This window comes from Metabacillus idriensis (genome assembly GCF_009674765.1).
Taxonomy (GTDB): domain Bacteria; phylum Bacillota; class Bacilli; order Bacillales; family Bacillaceae; genus Bacillus_P; species Bacillus_P idriensis.
This window is the reverse complement of sequence record NZ_WKKF01000001.1, coordinates 773,940-793,178: the sequence shown is the minus strand read 5'-3', so window position 1 is coordinate 793,178 and position 19,239 is coordinate 773,940. Positions and strand designations below refer to the sequence as shown.

At 44.0% G+C, this 19,239-nt stretch carries 20 protein-coding genes and 1 pseudogene; 2 read left to right on the top strand and 19 right to left on the bottom strand.

The genetic code is table 11. The annotated features are described in order from the left end of the window. Positions 1-26: 26 nt before the first annotated feature. The 16 genes and pseudogenes from GJU41_RS03935 to GJU41_RS03860 all read right to left on the bottom strand — a co-directional run bounded on the left by GJU41_RS03935 (position 27) and on the right by GJU41_RS03860 (position 16,242). Positions 27-1,022, bottom strand: a complete 996-nt coding sequence (locus GJU41_RS03935) for an ABC transporter ATP-binding protein (protein WP_070876785.1) — start codon at positions 1,020-1,022, stop codon at positions 27-29. 4 nt (positions 1,023-1,026) lie between these two features. Beyond that, a complete protein-coding gene (locus GJU41_RS03930; protein WP_070876786.1) occupies positions 1,027-1,974 on the bottom strand; it encodes an ABC transporter permease in 948 nt (315 codons plus the stop codon). Further along, positions 1,974-2,906 carry an ABC transporter permease gene (locus GJU41_RS03925; RefSeq protein WP_070876787.1) on the bottom strand — a complete coding sequence of 311 codons (933 nt, stop codon included), beginning with the start codon at positions 2,904-2,906 and terminating at the stop codon, positions 1,974-1,976. Before GJU41_RS03925 ends, GJU41_RS03930 begins: the two co-directional genes overlap by 1 nt. A gap of 13 nt (positions 2,907-2,919) precedes the next feature. Next, positions 2,920-3,744 (bottom strand): M55 family metallopeptidase, encoded by an 825-nt coding sequence (locus tag GJU41_RS03920; protein ID WP_070876788.1) that lies wholly within the window; start codon positions 3,742-3,744, stop codon positions 2,920-2,922. Positions 3,745-4,189: 445 nt separating this feature from the next. Continuing rightward, positions 4,190-4,591, bottom strand: coding sequence for a PaaI family thioesterase (locus GJU41_RS03915; RefSeq protein ID WP_139149111.1), 402 nt, complete (start codon positions 4,589-4,591; stop codon positions 4,190-4,192). A 16-nt stretch (positions 4,592-4,607) separates the two neighbouring features. After that, positions 4,608-5,390 carry an enoyl-CoA hydratase/isomerase family protein gene (locus tag GJU41_RS03910; protein WP_070876789.1) on the bottom strand — a complete coding sequence of 261 codons (783 nt, stop codon included), beginning with the start codon at positions 5,388-5,390 and terminating at the stop codon, positions 4,608-4,610. Between the two features lie 6 nt (positions 5,391-5,396). Beyond that, a complete protein-coding gene (locus GJU41_RS03905) occupies positions 5,397-5,780 on the bottom strand; it encodes a PaaI family thioesterase (RefSeq protein ID WP_154318049.1) in 384 nt (127 codons plus the stop codon). 20 nt (positions 5,781-5,800) lie between these two features. Beyond that, a complete protein-coding gene (locus GJU41_RS03900; RefSeq protein WP_154318048.1) occupies positions 5,801-6,982 on the bottom strand; it encodes a thiolase family protein in 1,182 nt (393 codons plus the stop codon). Between the two features lie 18 nt (positions 6,983-7,000). After that, entirely contained in the window at positions 7,001-8,149 is a 1,149-nt protein-coding gene (locus GJU41_RS03895; protein WP_070876792.1) for an acyl-CoA dehydrogenase family protein, read from the bottom strand. Positions 8,150-8,161: 12 nt separating this feature from the next. Beyond that, complete coding sequence (locus GJU41_RS03890) at positions 8,162-8,980, bottom strand: 3-hydroxyacyl-CoA dehydrogenase family protein (RefSeq protein ID WP_170292713.1); 819 nt, start codon at positions 8,978-8,980, stop codon at positions 8,162-8,164. Between the two features lie 10 nt (positions 8,981-8,990). Beyond that, positions 8,991-9,872, bottom strand: a complete 882-nt coding sequence (locus GJU41_RS03885) for a 3-hydroxyacyl-CoA dehydrogenase family protein (protein WP_070876794.1) — start codon at positions 9,870-9,872, stop codon at positions 8,991-8,993. Next, entirely contained in the window at positions 9,862-11,478 is a 1,617-nt protein-coding gene (locus GJU41_RS03880) for a long-chain-fatty-acid--CoA ligase (protein ID WP_070876795.1), read from the bottom strand. Before GJU41_RS03880 ends, GJU41_RS03885 begins: the two co-directional genes overlap by 11 nt. Before the next feature lie 12 nt (positions 11,479-11,490). After that, the gene (locus tag GJU41_RS03875; protein WP_154318047.1) at positions 11,491-12,756 is read right to left on the bottom strand and encodes an MFS transporter; all 1,266 of its coding nucleotides are present in this window, start codon (positions 12,754-12,756) and stop codon (positions 11,491-11,493) included. Between the two features lie 24 nt (positions 12,757-12,780). Then, positions 12,781-13,929 carry an acyl-CoA dehydrogenase family protein gene (locus GJU41_RS03870; protein ID WP_070876797.1) on the bottom strand — a complete coding sequence of 383 codons (1,149 nt, stop codon included), beginning with the start codon at positions 13,927-13,929 and terminating at the stop codon, positions 12,781-12,783. 455 nt (positions 13,930-14,384) lie between these two features. After that, the gene (locus GJU41_RS03865; RefSeq protein ID WP_070876798.1) at positions 14,385-15,731 is read right to left on the bottom strand and encodes a DUF4179 domain-containing protein; all 1,347 of its coding nucleotides are present in this window, start codon (positions 15,729-15,731) and stop codon (positions 14,385-14,387) included. After that, a pseudogene (locus GJU41_RS03860) lies at positions 15,647-16,242 on the bottom strand (sigma-70 family RNA polymerase sigma factor). Before GJU41_RS03860 ends, GJU41_RS03865 begins: the two are co-directional and overlap by 85 nt. Positions 16,243-16,373: 131 nt before the next feature. Between GJU41_RS03860 and GJU41_RS03855 the strand changes: the two are divergent. Together GJU41_RS03855 and GJU41_RS03850 are read left to right on the top strand one after the other, a co-directional pair. Further along, positions 16,374-17,495, top strand: coding sequence for an Ada metal-binding domain-containing protein (locus GJU41_RS03855; protein WP_154318046.1), 1,122 nt, complete (start codon positions 16,374-16,376; stop codon positions 17,493-17,495). Beyond that, on the top strand, positions 17,492-17,827 hold the full coding sequence (locus tag GJU41_RS03850; RefSeq protein WP_154318045.1) for a hypothetical protein: 336 nt from the start codon (positions 17,492-17,494) through the stop codon (positions 17,825-17,827). The genes GJU41_RS03855 and GJU41_RS03850 overlap by 4 nt, the downstream gene beginning before the upstream one ends. A gap of 247 nt (positions 17,828-18,074) precedes the next feature. Here the strand turns inward: GJU41_RS03850 and GJU41_RS24870 are convergent, their stop codons facing one another. The 3 genes from GJU41_RS24870 to GJU41_RS03840 form a co-directional block, all read right to left on the bottom strand. Then, on the bottom strand, positions 18,075-18,560 hold the full coding sequence (locus GJU41_RS24870; RefSeq protein ID WP_224771357.1) for a GNAT family N-acetyltransferase: 486 nt from the start codon (positions 18,558-18,560) through the stop codon (positions 18,075-18,077). Between the two features lie 17 nt (positions 18,561-18,577). After that, complete coding sequence (locus GJU41_RS24865; RefSeq protein WP_224771356.1) at positions 18,578-18,841, bottom strand: hypothetical protein; 264 nt, start codon at positions 18,839-18,841, stop codon at positions 18,578-18,580. A 112-nt stretch (positions 18,842-18,953) separates the two neighbouring features. Continuing rightward, entirely contained in the window at positions 18,954-19,232 is a 279-nt protein-coding gene (locus GJU41_RS03840) for a hypothetical protein (protein ID WP_154318044.1), read from the bottom strand. Positions 19,233-19,239: the final 7 nt, after the last annotated feature.

Below are 19,239 nucleotides of genomic sequence, written 5' to 3'. Positions count from 1 at the left end.
TCCCCCTCTTAATCTTGATCTATATGTTATTTCATTGATGCTGCAGCTAATGCGCGGCTGTCCTGCAGCCAGCAGTCTACTTGGTGCTCTTTGCTTAATGCTGACGTAAAAGGATACGCTCGGTCACATACTTCCATCGCATATTCGCACCTTGCCGCAAACGGGCACCCTTCAGGAGGCGAAAATAAATCCGGCGGCGAACCCGCAATCGGAATCAGCTCTTCTCCCTCAATATCAAGCCGCGGGATGGAACGAAGCAAACCTTTTGTATATGGATGCTGCGGCTGATAGAAAATTTCTCTTCTAGAGCCTGCTTCCACGATTTTTCCGGCATACATAACCGCAACACGGTCAGCAACTTGAGCGACCACACCCAGGTCATGGGTAATCAGAATAATGGATACCCCTGTTTTCTTCTGAATATCACGGAACAGATCGAGGATCTGAGCCTGAATCGTCACATCAAGTGCGGTCGTCGGTTCATCAGCGATCAGTACTTCCGGCTCACAGACAAGCGCCATCGCAATGACGATCCTCTGCCTCATCCCGCCGCTGAATTGATGCGGATACTGCTTTAAGCGCGCTTCAGGGCTTGGAATGCCAACAAGATTCATCATCTCAAGAGCTTTTTGTTTTGCTTTTTCTTTAGGCATGCTCTCATGCTGGATAATGCCTTCTATAATTTGATCTCCGATGGTGAGCGTCGGATTCAGCGCTGTCATCGGATCCTGGAAGATCATTGAAATGTCTGCACCGCGAAGCTTTCTCAGCTCTTTTTCCTTCATTTTTGTTACATCTCTTCCTTTAAATAGGATGGAGCCTGAATCAATTGTTCCCGGCGGTTCAGGAATAAGGCGCATAATGCTTTGTGAAGTTACACTTTTTCCGCAGCCGGATTCTCCTACAATTGCGAGCGTTTCGCCTTTCCGTAAATCAAAGGTTACTCCCCGTACCGCTTTTACGCGTCCTCCGTATGTTTGAAATGAAACGCGGAGGTCATTTACTTCCAGTACTTTTTCCATGATGTTACCTCCTTAGCTTTGGATCAAGCGCATCCTGCAGTCCGTCTCCGAGAACGTTAAAGGCAAACATTGTCAGTGAGATGCACAGGGCAGGAAAAAAGAGGCGCCACCAGTGTCCTGTTAAGATTGTTGAAAGAGCATCACTTGCCATCACACCCCAGCTTGCAAACGGAGCCTGAATGCCAAGTCCGAGAAAGCTCAGGAACGCTTCTGCAAAAATAGCAGATGGAACCGTAAGTGTAATTTGAACAATAATCGGGCCCATTGTGTTCGGAAGCAGGTTTTTCCGAATGATCCTGCTTGTTTTCGTACCGAATGATTTAGATGCATGAACAAATTCATAGTTTTTGATTTGAAGCACCTGTCCCCTTACAATCCTCGCCATCCCAATCCAGCCGGTGACGGTCAGGGCTACGATAATCGTAAATAAACCAGGTCCCATCACAACCATAAGCAAAATAACGACAAGCAAATACGGAAGGCCGTATAGGACTTCAACAACGCGCATCATGTAATGATCGATTTTGCCTCCTTTATAGCCGGCAATGCCTCCGTAGAGAACGCCGATTGCAAAATCAATCAATGCGGCAATCGCTGCAACGAAAAGCGAAATTCTCGCTCCGTACCATGTTCTAGTAAAAACGTCGCGGCCAAGTTCATCTGTTCCGAACCAGTATTTGGCTGATGGAGGCAGATTTTGATCTGTCAGAATTTGTGTTCGGACAGAATGGGGTGAAATAATTGGTCCAAAAATGGCCATGAATGTAATAAAAATCAGGAAGATCATGCCTGTCATTGCAAGCTTATTTTTACGCAGTCTTCTCCAGGCATCGTGCCAGTAGGAAAGACTGGGTCTGACGACGGCTTCTGCAGCTTGCTTGTCCTTTGATTTCGGAACAAACCACTCATCAGGGATATCCTGGGAAGGATCGTGCTGTTTTCTGAGCTCCATTATCTTCCCTCCCTTTTATTTAATTGAATTCTTGGATCTAAAATTCCATAAGCAACATCGACAAGGAAAAGCATCACGATCAGAATCGTGCTGTAGAAGACGGTCGTGCCCATGATGACTGGGTAGTCACGGGTACCAATGCTTTCGATGAAGTATTTTCCCATGCCCGGAATCGCAAATATTTTCTCAATAACAAATGTTCCTGTTAAGATACTTGCTGCAAGCGTGCCAAGGACTGTTACAACCGGGAGAAGGGCGTTTCTCAGCGCATGCTTGAACACGATTTTGACAGGTGAAAGTCCTTTTGCACGGGCTGTTCTTATGTAATCCTGAGTCAGCACTTCAAGCATGCTTGAGCGTGTCAGACGGGCAATAATGGCCATTGGTCCTGTAGCAAGCGCGAGTGTTGGCAGAATCATGTGCATCGGACTCGACCATGTCGCAGCAGGAAGTATTTTTAGATTAACGGCCAGATTTTGAATTAAGAGGGTCGCCATGATAAAGTTTGGAACGGATATCCCGAGAACGGCGATGGTCATCGCTAAATAATCAATGAAACCGTTGTGCCGGAGCGCTGCAATGATGCCAAGCGCAATCCCTGAAAATACGGCTACAGCGAGCGTGACAATCCCAAGCTCAAAGGAGACCGGAAAGCCGCGGCCAAGCAATTCATTGACTGTCTGCGAAGACTTTTTAATAGAAGGGCCAAAATCAAACGTGACAAGTGACTTCATGTACATGGCATATTGCACAGGAAGCGGTTCGTCCAAATGATAGAAAGCTTCAAGATTTCGCTGTACGGCTTCGCTTGTCCCCCGCTCTTCGTTAAAAGGCGAACCTGGAATGGTATGCATCAAGACGAACGTGAGCGTAATAATCAGCCAAAGCGTAAGGATCATGGAAAGCAGACGTTTAAAAAGATATGTATTCATAAGTTCTCACTTCCTAACAGAATGTCGTTCTCATCGCAAGCTCCGTCATGACAAGCATCGCCCGGTAGGCTTCAAGAATGTCGCTTGCCTGGAAACGGACAATCGTGGTGTTTTCTACGTGCTCTGTTCCGGGCATAAGCGCTGCCCATTCAGCTTGTCCATAGTTTGCAAACTCAATGGCCATAAGCGGACGGTCTGGAGGAGTGAGCGGCTTTACGTTTTCTCTGTTTTTAATGGCAAGGGCTGTTTTCTCTTTAAGCAGCTCCCCTGCCTTGACCGGCGTCAGTGATTTTACGACCGACCTTGCAATCGTCTCCTTTACGACAGCTGTGGTGATGTTCGGAATAAGTGCTTCTGCTTCCATTGCTGCCTGATCGTCTCCAGCCACCATAATGACCGGAACCCCGTGATAGCCTGCAACGTATGCATTAAAGCCGAGCTCCCCTACCGCTACATCATTTATGTAGATCTCTCTCACACCAAAAATCATCGTGTGGGACATGACACCTTTTTTAGATGCGCGTGCATGATACCCAGTGAAAATAGCCCCGTAAAAACTGTCATCCACCCCCTGCACCATACTGTACGGCTTAACATCCCCCGTAATGAGCTGAGTTTCAGGATGCAGCCTTTCAATGAGCAAATTGTTCATTTTAGAGTGACTGTCATTTACAATCACTTCTTTCGCACCAGCCTCAAAAGCCGATTCAATAACATAATTGGCTTCATCCGTCATGATCTGGCGGCCGCGTTCATAATTGTGCCTAGATGAATTCACATGTGTCTCATCAGCGAGTCCAGTGATTCCTTCCATGTCAACTGAGACATATATCTTCACCCATATTCCCCCTGTATATATTGCTAATTTTCTTAAAATTATAAATTAAAAATCATTACTTTACAATAACACTTACATAAAAATGCATGATTACGAATAGATTTACTTCATTTCCCATGGATAAAAAGTCCTAAAAGATACACATTTTAGTAGAATGATTATGAAGGAAAACCTACTCATTTTTTAAATTGATAGAGTAAAAGAATGAGTTTTACACGTGGGCTGGAATACAATAATTTTAACAATAAAGACGAAAAACCCTTTATTCATAAAGGGTTTAAAAGTCAATTCATCCATTATTACTATTCATCATCTTACTACCCTGACAAATATCCCGATCTGCATACTTTGTATTTTACACAAGTTATTTCGGAAGCCGAAAAACAGTCATTTAGACTCCCTGCCATTTTTCCTGTGCATAATCTTCGTCTATCTAAATAATGGCTTAATCTCTGATTACTTTAAAAGTACCTGTTCCCTTCGCCAATATTTTTCCAGCGGAATCTCTTATTTCACCTTCCATAAAAGCGACCTTGTATCCGAGCTGCAGAACATTAGCTTCTGCGAAAATGTCTCCTTCTGAAATGGCCGCCAAATATTGGACGTTTAAATTCATTGTGGCACATCTTGTTTTTGTAATGGATCTGAGCAGCATACCCTGAATAAAATCTAGCATGGTTGCATGAACACCGCCGTGGAGCGTTCCATTTGCATTCAGCACATGCTCTTTGATCGAAAGTTTAATTTTGACGGAATGTTCTTCGAAATGAAGGATTTCGATTCCCATATGGTTATAAAAAGGGCTGCTTTCAAAGCTTTCCCTAATGTCTTGAACAAGGATGGCCACATGCGTTCGTCCTTTCTTATTTGGATGTAAATTCAGGCTTTCTTTTTTCTAAAAAGGCAGACGTTCCTTCATTTTTATCATCTGTTGAAAACAGGACAGCCTGTGCAAGCTTTTCAATGACAAGCCCTGTTTTTTGATCGGCATCAAACCCTGCATGCACAGCAAGCTTCGCAAGTTTGACCGCAAGCGGACCTTTTGAAAGAATTTGTCTCGCTGCTTCTTCTGTTTTCCCCTGTAATTCTCCTGCTTCTGCAATCTCTGAAACGAGCCCGATTCGGTACGCTTCCTTCGCATCAATGATTTTCCCTCTTAAAATCATGTCCATTGCCACACCTTTTCCAACTAGCCTGGCAAGCCTCTGTGTTCCGCCTGCACTTGGAATAATAGATAAATTCAGCTCCGGCAGTCCGAATTTAGCATGTTCTGAAGCAATCCGGATGTCACAAGCCATCGCAAGCTCACAGCCTCCGCCAAGCGCGAAGCCATTTACCATGGCAATGGTTGGTTTATCGTAGGCTTCTATGTAATCATAAACTTGCTGCATGCCTCCGCGATTAAAGACATCCAGTGCTGTTCTGGACTTCAGCTGGCCGATATCAGCTCCGGCAGCAAATGATTTTTCGCCGCTTCCGGTAAAAACGACACATCCGGTCTCATCATCTGATGCCAGGATTTCTAAAGCTTCCATCATTTCAGTTAGCGTTTCTTTGTTTAAAGCATTTCGTAGCTCCGGTCGATTGATCACAAGGTAAGCAAGTCCGTCTGATTTTCTGATTTCAATATTTGCAAAAGCGTTCATTTTTCTTCATCTCCTATTTTTAAGCAGTTTAAAGTCTGCCTGGCTTTTTGCAATCAGGGTTTGATTTTCATCGTAAACCCAGCCTTCAGCAGATGCCATGCTATCTGAACAGTGCGTCACTCTGGCCCTGCATAGTAATGAGCTCTTGACGGCTGCATCAAAAATGGTTGTGTTCAAAACAATCGTCGCAGTGGGAGCACCTCCCGCTTTAGATGCAGCTGTCCCCATGGCAATATCAAGCATCGTGTAAAAAATACCGCTTCCAATCGTATGAGAATCGGCCAGATGTTTATTCTCAATCAGGACAGAAATGATAATCTCCTCTCCTTGATCCTGCTCCCTCCGAAGGGACAAATGGTCAAAAAAGGAAGAATGCATAATATCCAGCATTTGCCCCGCTCCTTTCCGCTTTAGACAAGTTCAATCATCATGGCCATGCCCTGGCCGCCGCCGACACAAAGCGTCGCCACACCAAGCTTGCGATTGCTCCGTTTCATCTCATGAACAAGCGTCGTCACAATTCTTGCACCAGTCGCACCCAGTGGATGTCCGAGTGCAATGGCCCCTCCGTTTACGTTGACTTTTTCCTTATCAATCTCTAATTCTCTGAGAACAGCAAGTGCCTGAGAAGCAAATGCTTCATTTAGTTCAAATACATCGATGTCTGCGATGCTTTTATTGGTTCTTTCTAAGAGCTTCCTCACTGCTGGTACAGGACCAATGCCCATAATTTCAGGGGAAACGCCCGCTGCCGCCCAGTCTACTACTCTCGCAAGCGGTTTAATATTTAACTCCTTTGCCTTTCTTTCTGTCATCAAAACTAATGCAGCGGCCCCGTCATTTCTGCCGCAGGCATTTCCGGCGGTTACCGTCCCTGACTTTCTGAATGCAGGCTTTAATTGTGCTAACTTTTCATAAGTGGTTTCCGGGCGGGGGTGTTCATCTGTATTAAATAAAGTTGATCCTTTTTTATGAGGAACATCAACCGGCACAATTTCTTCCTGAAAAAGCTGATTTCTCGTTGCCTGTTCTGCTCTCCTTTGACTTTCAAGGGCAAAGGCATCCTGATCTTCTCTTGAAACCTGATACTTCTCGGCCACATTTTCAGCTGTGATACCCATGCCGAGATGCTCGCCAAACGTTTCCTTTGGCTGCTGTCCGTTCTCTTTATTCGAATCGACCAGATGTGCTGCATCTCCGCCAAAACGGGATCCGCGAAGATAAATCGGAGCCTGGCTCATATTCTCCGTGCCGCCGGCGACAACAATTTCCGCCTGGCCTGACTGAATTTGCTGCACTGCAGAGGCGATTGCCTGCATGCCGGATGCGCAAAGACGATTAATCGAAAAAGCGGGAGCTGTTTCAGGAATACCTGCTCTCAGTGCTGCAACTCTTGCAACATTTGAAGCAAGGGTCGTTTGTCTGACTTCCCCTAAAATGACTTCATCGACCTGTTCAGCAATAACTCCAGCTCTATTTAGAGCCTCTTTTATCACATAGGAAGCCAAAAAACTGGCCTCAACATCTTTAAGCGCTCCTCCGTACCTGCCGATGGGTGTCCGTACAGCACTTGCTATCACAATGGTTTCCATAGATTCTTAGCTCCTTCCTTATTGATATTGCTTTTTCAGCTGACCTGCGATGATATTTTTCTGAATTTCAGATGTGCCTTCATAAATTCTCGTAATCCGTGCATCGCGGAAAAATCGTTCGATCGGGTAATCTGCAATATAGCCGATTCCCCCATGAACCTGAACTGCTTTATCCGCTACCCGGTTATAAACTTCAGATCCAAACAGCTTCAGCATTGCCGCCTCTTTAATCACCTTCATGCCCTCATCCACCATCCAGGCAACCCGGTAAGTAAACGACCGCAATGCTTCAATTTCCATTGCCATCTCTGCAATCATGTGAGAAACTGCCTGATGTTCAAAAATAGGCACATCAAATTGCACTCTTTCCTGGGAATAGGTCATCGAGAGGTCGAGCAGCTTTTGACAGGATCCAAGATTTCGGGCTGCTAGACCGGCACGTCCATTTGCGAGGATTTTAAGAGCATTAACGTATCCCTGCCCTTCCTCTCCAAGCACATTTTCAGCTGGAACCTCACAATCTTCTAAAATGATTTCAGCAGAATGGGAACCGCGCAGTCCCATTTTCTTTTCAACAGCTCCTACTTGAAATCCAGGAAAATCCTTTTCAATGATAAAAGACGTGATGCCCTTTGCTCCTTTTGAAGGGTCTGTTACGGCCATTACTGTAAAGACATCTGCCTCGGTGGCATTCGTGATGTAATGCTTCGTCCCGTTCAGAATGTATTTATCTCCTTTTTTCACAGCAGTTGTCTTAAGATTTGTTGCATTAGATCCAGCGCTTGGCTCAGTAAGGGCAAACGCACCGATTTTCTCGCCGCTTGCCATGGCAGGGAGGTATTTCTGCTTTTGCTGATCGTTTCCCATCTCGACGATGCCGACTGTTCCAATGCCTGTATGTGCACCTATTAAGGTTGTATAGCCATTATGTGTAGCACCGATTTCTTCATATAAAGCGCATTTCCCGACCATTCCAATGCCAAGTCCGCCGTATTGCTCCGGAATGCTTAATCCGAAAAGCCCAAGTTCCTTTGACATGGAAATGATCCGTTCAGGAATCGAATTGGACTCCTCAATTTCCATTGCAACGGCTTCAACTTCTGTTTGAACAAAATCGCGGACATTCCGTTTTAAAAATTGAATATCCTCATCAAATTGAAAGTTCATCATGGTCACCCCCTAGCTGTATTCATAAAATCCGCGTCCGCTTTTCTTACCGAGCCAGCCGGCTTTAACATACTTCACAAGGATCGGACACGGACGGAATTTTTCGCCGAGTGTTTTATAAAGATATTCCATATTCCGAAGCCTCGTATCAAGCCCCACTAAGTCAGCAAGCTCGAGCGGTCCCATTGGATGATTTAAGCCAAGCTTCATCGCCTTATCGATATCCTGAACCGAGCCGACTCCCTCCATCACCATCGTCATCGCTTCATTTCCGATCAGGCAATTCATGCGGCTGACTGCAAAACCCGGGAACTCATTGATCTTTACGCATTCTTTTCCGAGTGCCTCCCCAAACCCAAAGCAGGCTTCTATCGTTTCTTGTGACGTTTCCAGGCCGCAAATGACTTCTATCAGCTTCATTTTTGGCACAGGATTGAAAAAGTGAAGCGCAATGCACTGCTTGGGCCGGCTTGTTTGCGCACCGATTTCAGTCGGGCTCATCGTTGACGTATTCGTTGCAAGAATCGCTGACGGCTTTGCATAGCGGTCAAGCTCTTTAAACACGCTGATTTTCAGTTCCATTACTTCAAGCACGGCTTCAATAATGAGATCTGCATCTTCTGCAGCCTGTTTTAGTTCCGTTGTGTAAACAATGCTCGCTTCCGCATCTGTCTTGCCGGCCTTTTCAAATTGTCTTGACACATAAGATCTGCAAGTATCCAGCGATTGTTCATGAATATCCTGAACAATAACTGAAAACCCTGCAGCCGCACAGGCATAGGCAATGCCGCGGCCCATTGTTCCTGCACCAATTACACTGACTTTTTGCACAGAATCACCCCTATTTCACTGCAGCCTTTTGGTCATATGTGTAAAAACCTTTGCCTGTTTTTCGGCCCAGCTCTCCATTTTCTACCTTTTCCTGAACGATCCTGGCAGGCTTATCGCGCTCGTTTCCGCTTTCCTCATAGCGCTGCATTCTGACAAAATAGTTCACATCAATGCCGGTCAGATCCATTAAGGCGAACGGTCCAATCGGATGATTCAGCGCTTTTGTACAGACTAGATCGATTTCTTCATGGCTTGCATAGCCGTTTTCAAGCAGGTACACCGCTTCGTCCATCAGCTTTCCTAAAATGCGGTTCGCAATAAACCCTGAGATTTCTTTATTCAATAAGACTGGCAGTTTATTAATCTTTTTCACAAAATCCATCGACGTTTGAGCGGTTTCTACAGAAGTGTGCGGACCTTTCACAACCTCTACAAGCTCCATGACTAATGCAGGATTGAAAAAGTGAATGTTGCAGACCTTTTCGGGACGGACAGTTACATCCGCTATCTTTGAACTGACAATCGTTGAGCTGTTAGTCGCTAAAATAGCATGCGGCGGTGTAATTTCATCAAGCTTCTTAAAGAGCTCTCTTTTTACATCCAGCTTTTCAACAATCGCTTCAATGACCAGATCCGCTTCCTTTAATTCATGAAGAGATGCGGTAAACGTAATCCGGCTGAACGCAGCTTCTACCGCCTCAGCAGTGAACCTGCCTTTCTTGACACGTTTCTCCATCTGAATTCCCAGAAACTGCTTTGCTTTTTCAAGGCTTTCCGCGCTTACATCCTGCAGCGTGACCGGATATCCGGCAAGTGAACAGACCATCGCAATTTGCGAGCCCATCGTCCCCGCTCCGATTACGGCCACATTTTTAATTGATTCAATTCCCATTTTGATTGTCCCCTCTCTCTGTTTCTTCTTTAACAAGCAGTCTTTTTAATAGTTTTCCAACCGTATTCCTCGGCAGGCTGTCCCGCACTTCAAACTGCTTTGGAACTTTATAGGGTGTTAGTTTTGTATAGCAATAGCCCCTCAGCTCTTCTTTATCAATCGTCTTCCCATCCTTTGGAACAACGTACGCTTTCACTCGTTCTCCGTGCTCTTCATCAGGCAGGCCGACTACAGCCGCTTCTTTGACATCCGGATGTTCATAAAGTACACCTTCAATTTCCTGAGGATAAATATTAAAGCCTCCCAAAATAATCATTTCTTTCTTGCGGCCGACGATATAAAAGTAGCCTTCCTCATCCATCGTCGCCAGATCCCCGGTGTACAGCCAGCCATTCTGCAGAGCGGAATGTGTTTCAGCTTCATTGTTCCAGTAGCCTTTCATGATCTGCGGACCCTTGATCAAAAGCTCTCCGACACTTTTAGGCCCGAGTGCAAGGTTGTCCTCATCGACAATCATGCAGTCGGTTTCTGGAACGGGAATGCCGATGCTGCCGATTTTTCTTTTGCCAAACGGCGGATTGCGGTGTGTGGAAGGTGAAGCTTCTGACAGTCCGAATCCTTCCCCTATCCGCGTTCCAGTCAAGCTTTCAAATCGCTGAATGATTTCAACCGGAAGCGGTGCAGATCCAGAAGAACACAGCTTTAGACAACCCAGCTTTGCTTCTTCTATTTCAGGATGATTGACGAAAGCGATATACATCTTCGGCACGCCTGGAAAAAAAGTAGGCCGGTGCTTTTTAATTTTTTCCAGCACCTCATCAATCTCGAACTTCCTGAATAAAAGCAGTCTCCCTCCAATGAAGATTCCCAGGTTCATGCCGCTTGTCATCGCATACACATGATAGAGCGGTGTTGCAATCAGCACGGTTTCTTTTCCCTGAATCATCGAATCCCCGTACATCAGGTAGCTTTGATAGACGTTTGCTGTAAGATTGAAATGAGTCAGCATCGCGCCTTTCATTTTCCCGGTGGTTCCGCCCGTGTACTGGATCACTGCGACATCTTCCTTCGCTTTGATCTGGGCAGGACGTTTTAATGAAATCCCAGAGGCAATCAGATCTTCAAGCTTCAAATAATGGCCGTCTGAGCCCGACAGCTGGGATGCCATCATATGGGTAAAGGAATAAAGGTCGCTGACTTCATTAATGGTTTTCCTGCCAGCGGCATCCGCAACGATCGTCGTCACTTCAGCATCTGCTACAATTTGAAGCAGCTCTCTCGCTGTGTACATCGGGTTAATTTGGACAACAATCAGCCCCAGTGCATGAGCGGCGTAATAGGAAATAACGTAATCGGGATGATTGGCCAGCATCAATCCGATGCGGTCACCCTTTTTGAACCCCATTTCATTCCATTTTCCTGCGAGCCTATCAACTTTGTTTTTCAGCTCCATATACGTTATTTCTAAATCTTCAAAAAGGATTGCGGTTTGCCCGCCATATCGCTCTGCGGTTTTCTCAAGCATTGTATAAACGGACTGTTCCGGTATATGAACGTCCCCGTGCTGATAAAAAGAATGCCAGGGACGCTGAATCGTACGCTCCACACTACCTCCCCCTTACTTTCCGATTGCGGCTTGATTTTCTGCGGCAAGGTCAATTTTTGAATTAGGCCTTACAAAAACAGTGAACAATACGCCGAATACCGTTATCAGCCCGGCCATGAAGATAATGGATAAATCAAAGCCTGCCGCACTGTTTTCACCTGATGAACCGACGATATAACCTGTTATTAAAGGTCCTACAATACCCGCCAAGTTGCCTGATGATGTTAAAATACTCGTCATCAGTCCGCCGCGCTCAGGCAGAAGATGAATGATGATGGTTGGTCCTATCGTTAAAATGCCATACGTAAGTCCTTTAGCAAGACACATCGCGATAATGACCCAGACAGCATTTGTAATAAAGGCTGTGGAAGCAAGCAGCAGCGCACCGATGATCATGGCCAGGCCGACTACATACACCCTCGATATCCGCCAGTCTTTATTCCGTTTAAACATTCTGTCTGACAAAACAGAAACCCCAATATAGACGCCGACTGAAACAACTCCGATGCCTGAAACTGCATAACCCATCTCGATATTTGTCATGTTGACGATTTTCACTAAGTAAACAGGAAGCCACACAGCAAACCAGACAACAAGCAGGTAGGTTGAAAAATAAGCAAGCGTCGTAAACAAAGCAGATGGTTTAGAGAGCATCAGCAGAAATGCTTTTACATCAAGCTTCTCAAGCTGCTTTTTCTTTGGTTTTTCGTCTTCTTCCAGTTCATCAGCCCGAGGAACGTCACGAGTGAATTGGATCGCGACAAACCAGACAATACTTGCGACTCCTAAAAACGCGAAAGCTATCCGCCAGCCGAAAATATGGATTAGCGCGACAAGAATCGGCGCCGCTACCATCGCGCCAAGCGTAGCTCCTGATACAACGACTGAATTGGCTAGCCCGCGAAGCTTTGGCGGAAACCAAGTGTTAGCATGGTTATAAGCAATCGGGCTGAACGGCCCTTCAAATGCTCCAAGTAAAAAACGGTACAGCAGAAGCAATGGGAGACCTGCAATGGCAAGCACGCCTATTTGCAAAACCGCCCATGTCAGCATCAAAAACCCGAGCACTTTTTTTGCTCCAACCCGGTCAGCCCATGCTGCGCCAAAAATACCTGTTACAGGATAAAGCCAGTAATAACTGCTGCCGACAAGACCCCAATCGGCGTACGAAAGATTAAATTCCTTCATGATCGGGACAGCTGCAAGCCCCGTAATCGATTTATCCGCAAAGTTAATGAACATCCCAAAGAATAGTAAAACAAGCACAGTCCAGCGCATCTAATTCCCCCTATCCGCTCTTGCTCAATTTTCTTCCAGCACTCGTCTTGCAATGATAAGACGCTGAATTTCATTTGTTCCCTCATAAATTTTCGTAATGCGGGCATCGCGGTAAAAACGCTCTACCGGATAATCCGAAACATAGCCCATTCCCCCATGAATCTGTACCGCTTTGTCCGCTACCCGATTGAAGACATCAGACGCAAACAGCTTCGCCATCGATGCTTCCTTGATGACCTTTTTCCCTTCATCAATCATGGAGGCAGCCATGTAAGTGAGAGTTCTTGCTGCTTCTGTTTCTGTCGCCATATCCGCAAGCATCCATTGAATCGCCTGATTATCGGCAATCGGTTTTCCAAATTGAATCCGTTCTTTTGCATACGATGCTGAAAGCGCTATCAACTTGTCGCATGAACCAACCGCTCTGGCTGCCAGCCCCACACGGCCTTCGCTCAGAATTTTCAGTGCAGACATATATCCCATGCCGACTTCACCGATTACATTTTCCTCAGGCACGACGCAATCTTCGAAAATCAATTGTGCAGTATGAGATCCGCGCAGCCCCATCTTTTTATCTTTTTTTCCGAGCGAGAAGCCAGGAAAATCCTTTTCAATTAAAAATGCGGTAATTCCGCCTTTCGCTCCTTTTTCCTTGTCCGTTAAGGCAAATACCGTAAAGACATCAGCAACAGGCGCATTCGTAATGAAATGCTTCGTTCCATTTAAAATCCACTGATTTCCCCGTTTCTCTGCACGCGTTGCGAGATTCGTAGCATCTGAACCAGCGCCTGGCTCTGACAGAGCAAACGCTGCGATTTTCTTTCCTGCAGCCATATCCGGCAAATACTTTTGTTTTAATGATTCTGAAGCAAGCTTCACCAGTCCTGTGCTCCCGATTCCTGTATGGGCACTGATCAAACTGACAAAACCGTTATGTGTATGTCCCAGCTGTTCAAGTACCACTGCTTTTCCAACCGCATTCAGCCCAATCCCGCCGTACTCTTCCGGAATGCTGATGCCGAAAAGACCAAGGTCCTTCGCCTGTTCTACTAAATGGTCTGGAATCCGGTCTTCATCCTCAATCTGCTGCGCGTATGGTTCAACCTCGTTATCTACAAAACTTCTCACCATTTTTTTCATTTGTTCGATTTCTTGAGAAACGGTTGCCTGCATCTAAATATCCCCCTTTAAAATTCTTACTCTAGTTGATGCAAGAAGTGTGCCAACTGGGGAAAAGCTTGCGCAGCGGGATTTTTCTAACAACAAGATTCATTTTTGAATCAATCGTGTCGATTTAAGCGGGTTCTTGTGATTCATTTTTGAATCGGAGGATTCAGGATTGAATTAATGAAGGGGCTGTGTTTTCACATAATTATTGTTTTCGATTATAGATGTTGTCCGTTCCTTTCCGCTCCAAGAACTTGCTTTCCGCGGGGAGCGTGTGAGTCTCCTCGGTAAGCCTGCGGGGTCTCCCATTTCGCTCTAATTCCCGCAGGAGTCAAGTTCAATCCACTACAAAGTTACGAGCTGAGCCTACAGAAAAAAGCAGACAGGAAATAACATTTGTTTTTCCTGCCTGCTTCATTTTAGAGACTTATTGGACAATCCCGGATGATTGAGATACTTTTTTATTTCAGCTCAACTTTAACAGGAGGCAATTTCACAGGTTCCCCATTCATGCTGAAGAAACCGAAGGGAATAGATAAAGAAAAGTCATTCAGATCAACATCAGCTGTAACGTTAAAATTGGATTGAAAGTGCAGGCTTTCAGGATCGATCAGCTTGGCGTTATTGCCGTAAATGAAAGTGTCTCCTTTTTGGAGAGAGATGGAATCAGCAAAATTTTGGAGAATGTCCTGCTTGTAATCCGCTCCATTGACATGTTTTATTCGATAGTCTAAAACGACTCTGTTATCCTTTTTAGTCACTTTATCTACTTGCAGCTCATACCCAAACCGTTTACTCTCTGCAGTGAAAGGCGGCGAAACGACTGGAGCCAGGGTTCGCGGCTCATCCCGCTCAATTTCCGGATAAACCATTAAGTATTCGGTTTCATCTGATAATCCCGCCGAAAATAGATAACGCTGCACAGTATGCACTTTTCCGTTTATCACTTCTGAATGAATCACATCTCCATGACTTAGCGGGAGCTCATTTCCCTGGCCGTCTTTTACACGAAATGACACACTGTCATGTTCATCCGACAGCACGGTTTCATATTCAAGCAAAGTGGTAGCTTTTCCTTTCGTAACAGAGTGAATCACAAGCTTTTCATCACCGATCTTTGTTTCTGCATTTACAGCTGCCGTTTCATTCGGAATCCGCTTTACAGGAACGTCAAACTTCCATTCCCCTTTTTGTCCTGCGATCGATTCAAATGTCAGCGGAAGTGTAAAGTCAGCCGGCAGTTCCTTTCCTTGATAATAGAATTCCATCGAGCCTATATACCCATCTTCCGTTTTTACAATCCCTGAATGAGAGCCTGGCCACTGCTTTGATTCGCTGCCGTCGAAGAGATAATGTCCGTACCCCGAAGCTGGATCGTTCGGCCCTTCTATCCATTTTTCAGGAAGAGAATCGCCTTCTGACTTGAATGTAACCCCTACAACATTGCCGTCAAAAAACACACTTGTCAGCGTAATGCTGACCCCGTTGCTTACAGCCTTTTCATTCAGCTCTGTTACTAGTTCAGCTGACGCCAGTTCTTTGCCGATTGAAAAAGAAAAGTTTTCATAGATGGATCCGAGCAGCGGGACACTTGCCAATACGTTTGTTACCGGCGTAAAAATAAATCCGGAAGCGAGCAGAATGGATGCTGCCGCTGTTGAAAAAAGGGCTGCTGATTTCACAGAGTAACGTCTGTCTTTACGCTTTTGCTCTTTGCCAGCTTTTATTCCACGTGAAACGGCGGCAAAAATATCATCTTCAGGCAGTTCCATTTCGGCCATTTGGTTCTCAAACCATTTTTTGTCCATACAGCTCTCCTCCTTCTAGCACTTGTTTCAGTTCCGCTTTAGCCCTGCGCAGATAAGTCTTAATGGTTCCTTCAGGTTTATTCATCGTTTCTGCGATCGAACGGATGGATAAATCGTGATAATAGAATAAAATAATGACGGTTTGATAGTTCTGATTCAGCGCAGAAATGGCAAAGGTGAGGTCAAGCTCGCTTTCTTGATAAACTGCAGCTTTCTTTTCAAGGAATGCGCTCTCCATTAAGACTGTTTTTTTCTTTTTCTTCAAAAGTTCATAAGCCGTGCGAATTAAAATTTTTGTCAGCCACGTTCTGAAATATTCCGGCTGCCTTAAGCTTTCTATGGAGATAAAGGCTTTACAAACAGTATCCTGCAGAACATCTAATGCATCTTCTTTATTCCGGACATATAAAAATGCCGTTTTATATAGCTTGGCGCTTTCCGCTTTAACCAGCTCTTCAAATGCTTCTTCATTGCCCTTTATGGCTTTTTCAACAATATGTAGTTGACTCACGCTTTCCTCTCCTTTCACATGTTAGAGGAATCTGATTTAAGAAAAGTTTCAAAGTGATGAAATCTACGTAATTATATAAAAATATGTAAAATAGTGGTATCATTTTTTTAAAATAGAAAGGGGATGAAATCATGACGGCATTATCCCGCAGCACGATGCTTGAAGCTATGCTTTCGGCTGATAAAACGTTCGACGGCGTCTTTTACACCGGTGTAAAAACAACAAAAATCTATTGTTTGCCCTCCTGCTATGCAAAAAAGCCTCTTCCTCAGAATGTGATTTTTTTCGAAACTCCAGCAGATGCTGAAAATCAGCAATTCCGCTCATGCAAAAAATGTTTTCCTGATTTTCCGCAAAGCAAGTGGATGGATCATAAGGCGTACATAGAGCTGCTCCCTCCAACTGATTTTGCCTTCAGTGAATGTCTTGTGTTTCTAGGAAGATCTGCAGCTGAAGTCCTTCACCGCGTTCAAGGGGATTTTCTGCTGAAATGGATTGAAATCGATGGGAAAAGGATGCTGCTGAAGGTGTCAATGAAGCAGGAAAGACTAGTTATTGAATTCCCTGATCATATCCCTGACAAGTTCAGCCGAGTACAAGCAGGAAAATACATCTGGAATCTATTTGATTTAGACAGGGAGATGCAGCCTTTTTATGAGCTGTCTGACAAGGATGAACTTTTAAGCGCCGTCGTCACTAAGCATTATGGACTCCGGATCCCTGATTTATTTGAGGCATTGACATGGGCGATCATCGGCCAGCAAATCAACCTGAATTTTGCCTATACGCTTAAAAGGAGATTGATCGAACACTTCGGTCAGAGTCAAGATTTTGAAGGACGGCGGCTATGGCTTTTCCCAAAACCTGAAATAATCGCTGAACTTGAAATTTCAGATCTCCAAAAACTTCAATTCACAACAAGAAAAGCAGAATATATCCTTGGTATTGCAAAAGAGATGGCGAACGGCAGGCTATCTAAAGAAAAACTGCTCGAATTAGAAAAATCTGAAGCAAGATCTCTTCTGCTGAGCATTCGCGGTTTAGGCGCATGGACAGCTGACTATGTCATGATGAAATGCTTAAACGATCTTACCGCTTTTCCGATTTCAGACATCGGCTTACAAAATGCAATAAAAGCACAGCTCGGATTAGACAGAAAGCCGTCAATCGTAGAACTGGCCAAACTTGCTGAAGGATGGAAGGGCTGGGAAGCGTATGCAGTCTTTTATTTGTGGAGGTCGCTGTATCAATGATGAAAAAGCTGGTTATTCTTATATGTACTGTCATAGCTGCAGTCCTTATCTATTTTTACGGTTTATACCAAACTTCCAAAATAGCAGAAGGTTTCCCAGTACCAGTAAGTGCAAAGCTCAGTGAGTCATCTGATGAAAAAGCTTATGAAGAATACAGCTGGACACTTGCTTCAGAGGAGAACGGCCTTCCCTCTGCCTATCTCCTTGCAATCAATCTTTGGGGCTGGAAGAAAGTCGATCAGATGGGAGCCCAGACAACATACGAAAAAAACGGGGAGAAAATAGATGTGGTCTCGCAGACTGATTATTTATTTATTGGAAAAAGGGAATAAAAAAAAGCAGCGCAGGCAAACGGGTTCGCTTGCGGAGTGCCAAACTTATTAAATATCAGCATAGAGAGCATAAATCGATTAGCCAGCAAAGGGCGTATATTTGTACTGCTATTTCTAAAACCGATTTTAGCAGTAAATAAAAAAGAGAACTCCGAATACCTTTGGAGTTCCTTTTCGATATTCAATTTATTGTTCCCAAGCGTTGAATATAAACATAGATAAAAAACAATCTCATTCTTGAATCTCTTTAATACTGCGCTCCTTTGTAGGCGTGTCCCATTTTGAATTTTTCTACAGTTACAAAGCCGTATTTTTGATAAACTTTCTCTATCTTTTCATTAATGGGGATCACCCAAAGATTATCTAATCTCATTCTCATAACTTCTGATTGAATATGATTAATTAAATGACCTATAAATCCTTTTCCCCGGTACTCTTCCAAAGTAGCTACACTTTCCATACGAGCTTGTTTATCTTGGATAAATAAACTGGCAGTTGCACACGCAACCCCTTTATAACTAAGCAAATAATATGTAAACTGAGGATGACTAAACTCCTGTTCGAAAGCTTTTTCTCGAACAGCTTTTCCTCCAAACTCCTTTATGCTGCATTCGATATTCAATGCTTCAAAATAATTATATTTTGTAACTATATCAATTGTTATTTCATCGTTTATCGCTAAATTTATAGGCTTTCCTTTCCATAGTTGAACAGGGGTTATTAACTCTTCCAACTCAAAATTATTCATTTTCAGATGGGAAATAAATTCTTCTTGGCACTCCAAATTATAATATAGAATCTTGGGATGATTTTTTTACTTTGATAAAAACCCGTTACTTCATCAATAACTAACTTGAAATCACTTACAGTTCGCCTTACGTGTGCGTGATTAGCATCAAAATAACGAGGCTGATTTTCATTCCAAAATAATGTTCCCCACTGTGTATCAGTCCGATTTGTAAATGCTTCTAAATAAGCAAAATCTAAATCAAAAACAGCATTTAAGATTTTCATATTTATCACCTATTCTCTCATGTGAAACTTCGATATATTTAGTAGTAGCAGAAATATATATCTTTAAGGAGTGATCTTCTAATGCAGCAATCGCAGTCGATTGAATATAACTTTACGATCTTAGAAAACCATACATCGCAACATATAACAAAAAGATTGAAAGACACAAACCTAAACAATTCGCCAAAACAAGAGTTATTTTCATTTTCCCTTTCACCCCAAATAAAGCAAATATTAAGCCCAAGACATTTAAAATCAAAGGTAAAAATATACTTACACTTAATACAGCAACATATATTCCATTACCCCACTTAGTTAAACCAACTATAAGTGGAATTACACCTAATATGAAAAACACCCCTGATAATAACGATGTATTCTGTTTTGACATAACAATC

Bases quoted from the DNA above. Each gene is read 5' to 3' on its own strand.
- GJU41_RS03925 (WP_070876787.1), bottom strand. From the start codon at position 2,906: ATGAATACATATCTTTTTAAACGTCTGCTTTCCATGATCCTTACGCTT.
- GJU41_RS24865 (WP_224771356.1), bottom strand. From the start codon at position 18,841: ATGAAAATCTTAAATGCTGTTTTTGATTTAGATTTTGCTTATTTAGAA.
- GJU41_RS03855 (WP_154318046.1), top strand. From the start codon at position 16,374: ATGACGGCATTATCCCGCAGCACGATGCTTGAAGCTATGCTTTCGGCT.
- GJU41_RS03930 (WP_070876786.1), bottom strand. From the start codon at position 1,974: ATGGAGCTCAGAAAACAGCACGATCCTTCCCAGGATATCCCTGATGAG.
- GJU41_RS03865 (WP_070876798.1), bottom strand. From the start codon at position 15,731: ATGGACAAAAAATGGTTTGAGAACCAAATGGCCGAAATGGAACTGCCT.
- GJU41_RS03850 (WP_154318045.1), top strand. From the start codon at position 17,492: ATGATGAAAAAGCTGGTTATTCTTATATGTACTGTCATAGCTGCAGTC.
- GJU41_RS03885 (WP_070876794.1), bottom strand. From the start codon at position 9,872: ATGGGAATTGAATCAATTAAAAATGTGGCCGTAATCGGAGCGGGGACG.
- GJU41_RS03875 (WP_154318047.1), bottom strand. From the start codon at position 12,756: ATGCGCTGGACTGTGCTTGTTTTACTATTCTTTGGGATGTTCATTAAC.
- GJU41_RS03935 (WP_070876785.1), bottom strand. From the start codon at position 1,022: ATGGAAAAAGTACTGGAAGTAAATGACCTCCGCGTTTCATTTCAAACA.
- GJU41_RS03840 (WP_154318044.1), bottom strand. From the start codon at position 19,232: ATGTCAAAACAGAATACATCGTTATTATCAGGGGTGTTTTTCATATTA.
- GJU41_RS03895 (WP_070876792.1), bottom strand. From the start codon at position 8,149: ATGAACTTTCAATTTGATGAGGATATTCAATTTTTAAAACGGAATGTC.
- GJU41_RS03870 (WP_070876797.1), bottom strand. From the start codon at position 13,929: ATGCAGGCAACCGTTTCTCAAGAAATCGAACAAATGAAAAAAATGGTG.
- GJU41_RS03910 (WP_070876789.1), bottom strand. From the start codon at position 5,390: ATGAACGCTTTTGCAAATATTGAAATCAGAAAATCAGACGGACTTGCT.
- GJU41_RS03900 (WP_154318048.1), bottom strand. From the start codon at position 6,982: ATGGAAACCATTGTGATAGCAAGTGCTGTACGGACACCCATCGGCAGG.
- GJU41_RS03905 (WP_154318049.1), bottom strand. From the start codon at position 5,780: ATGCTGGATATTATGCATTCTTCCTTTTTTGACCATTTGTCCCTTCGG.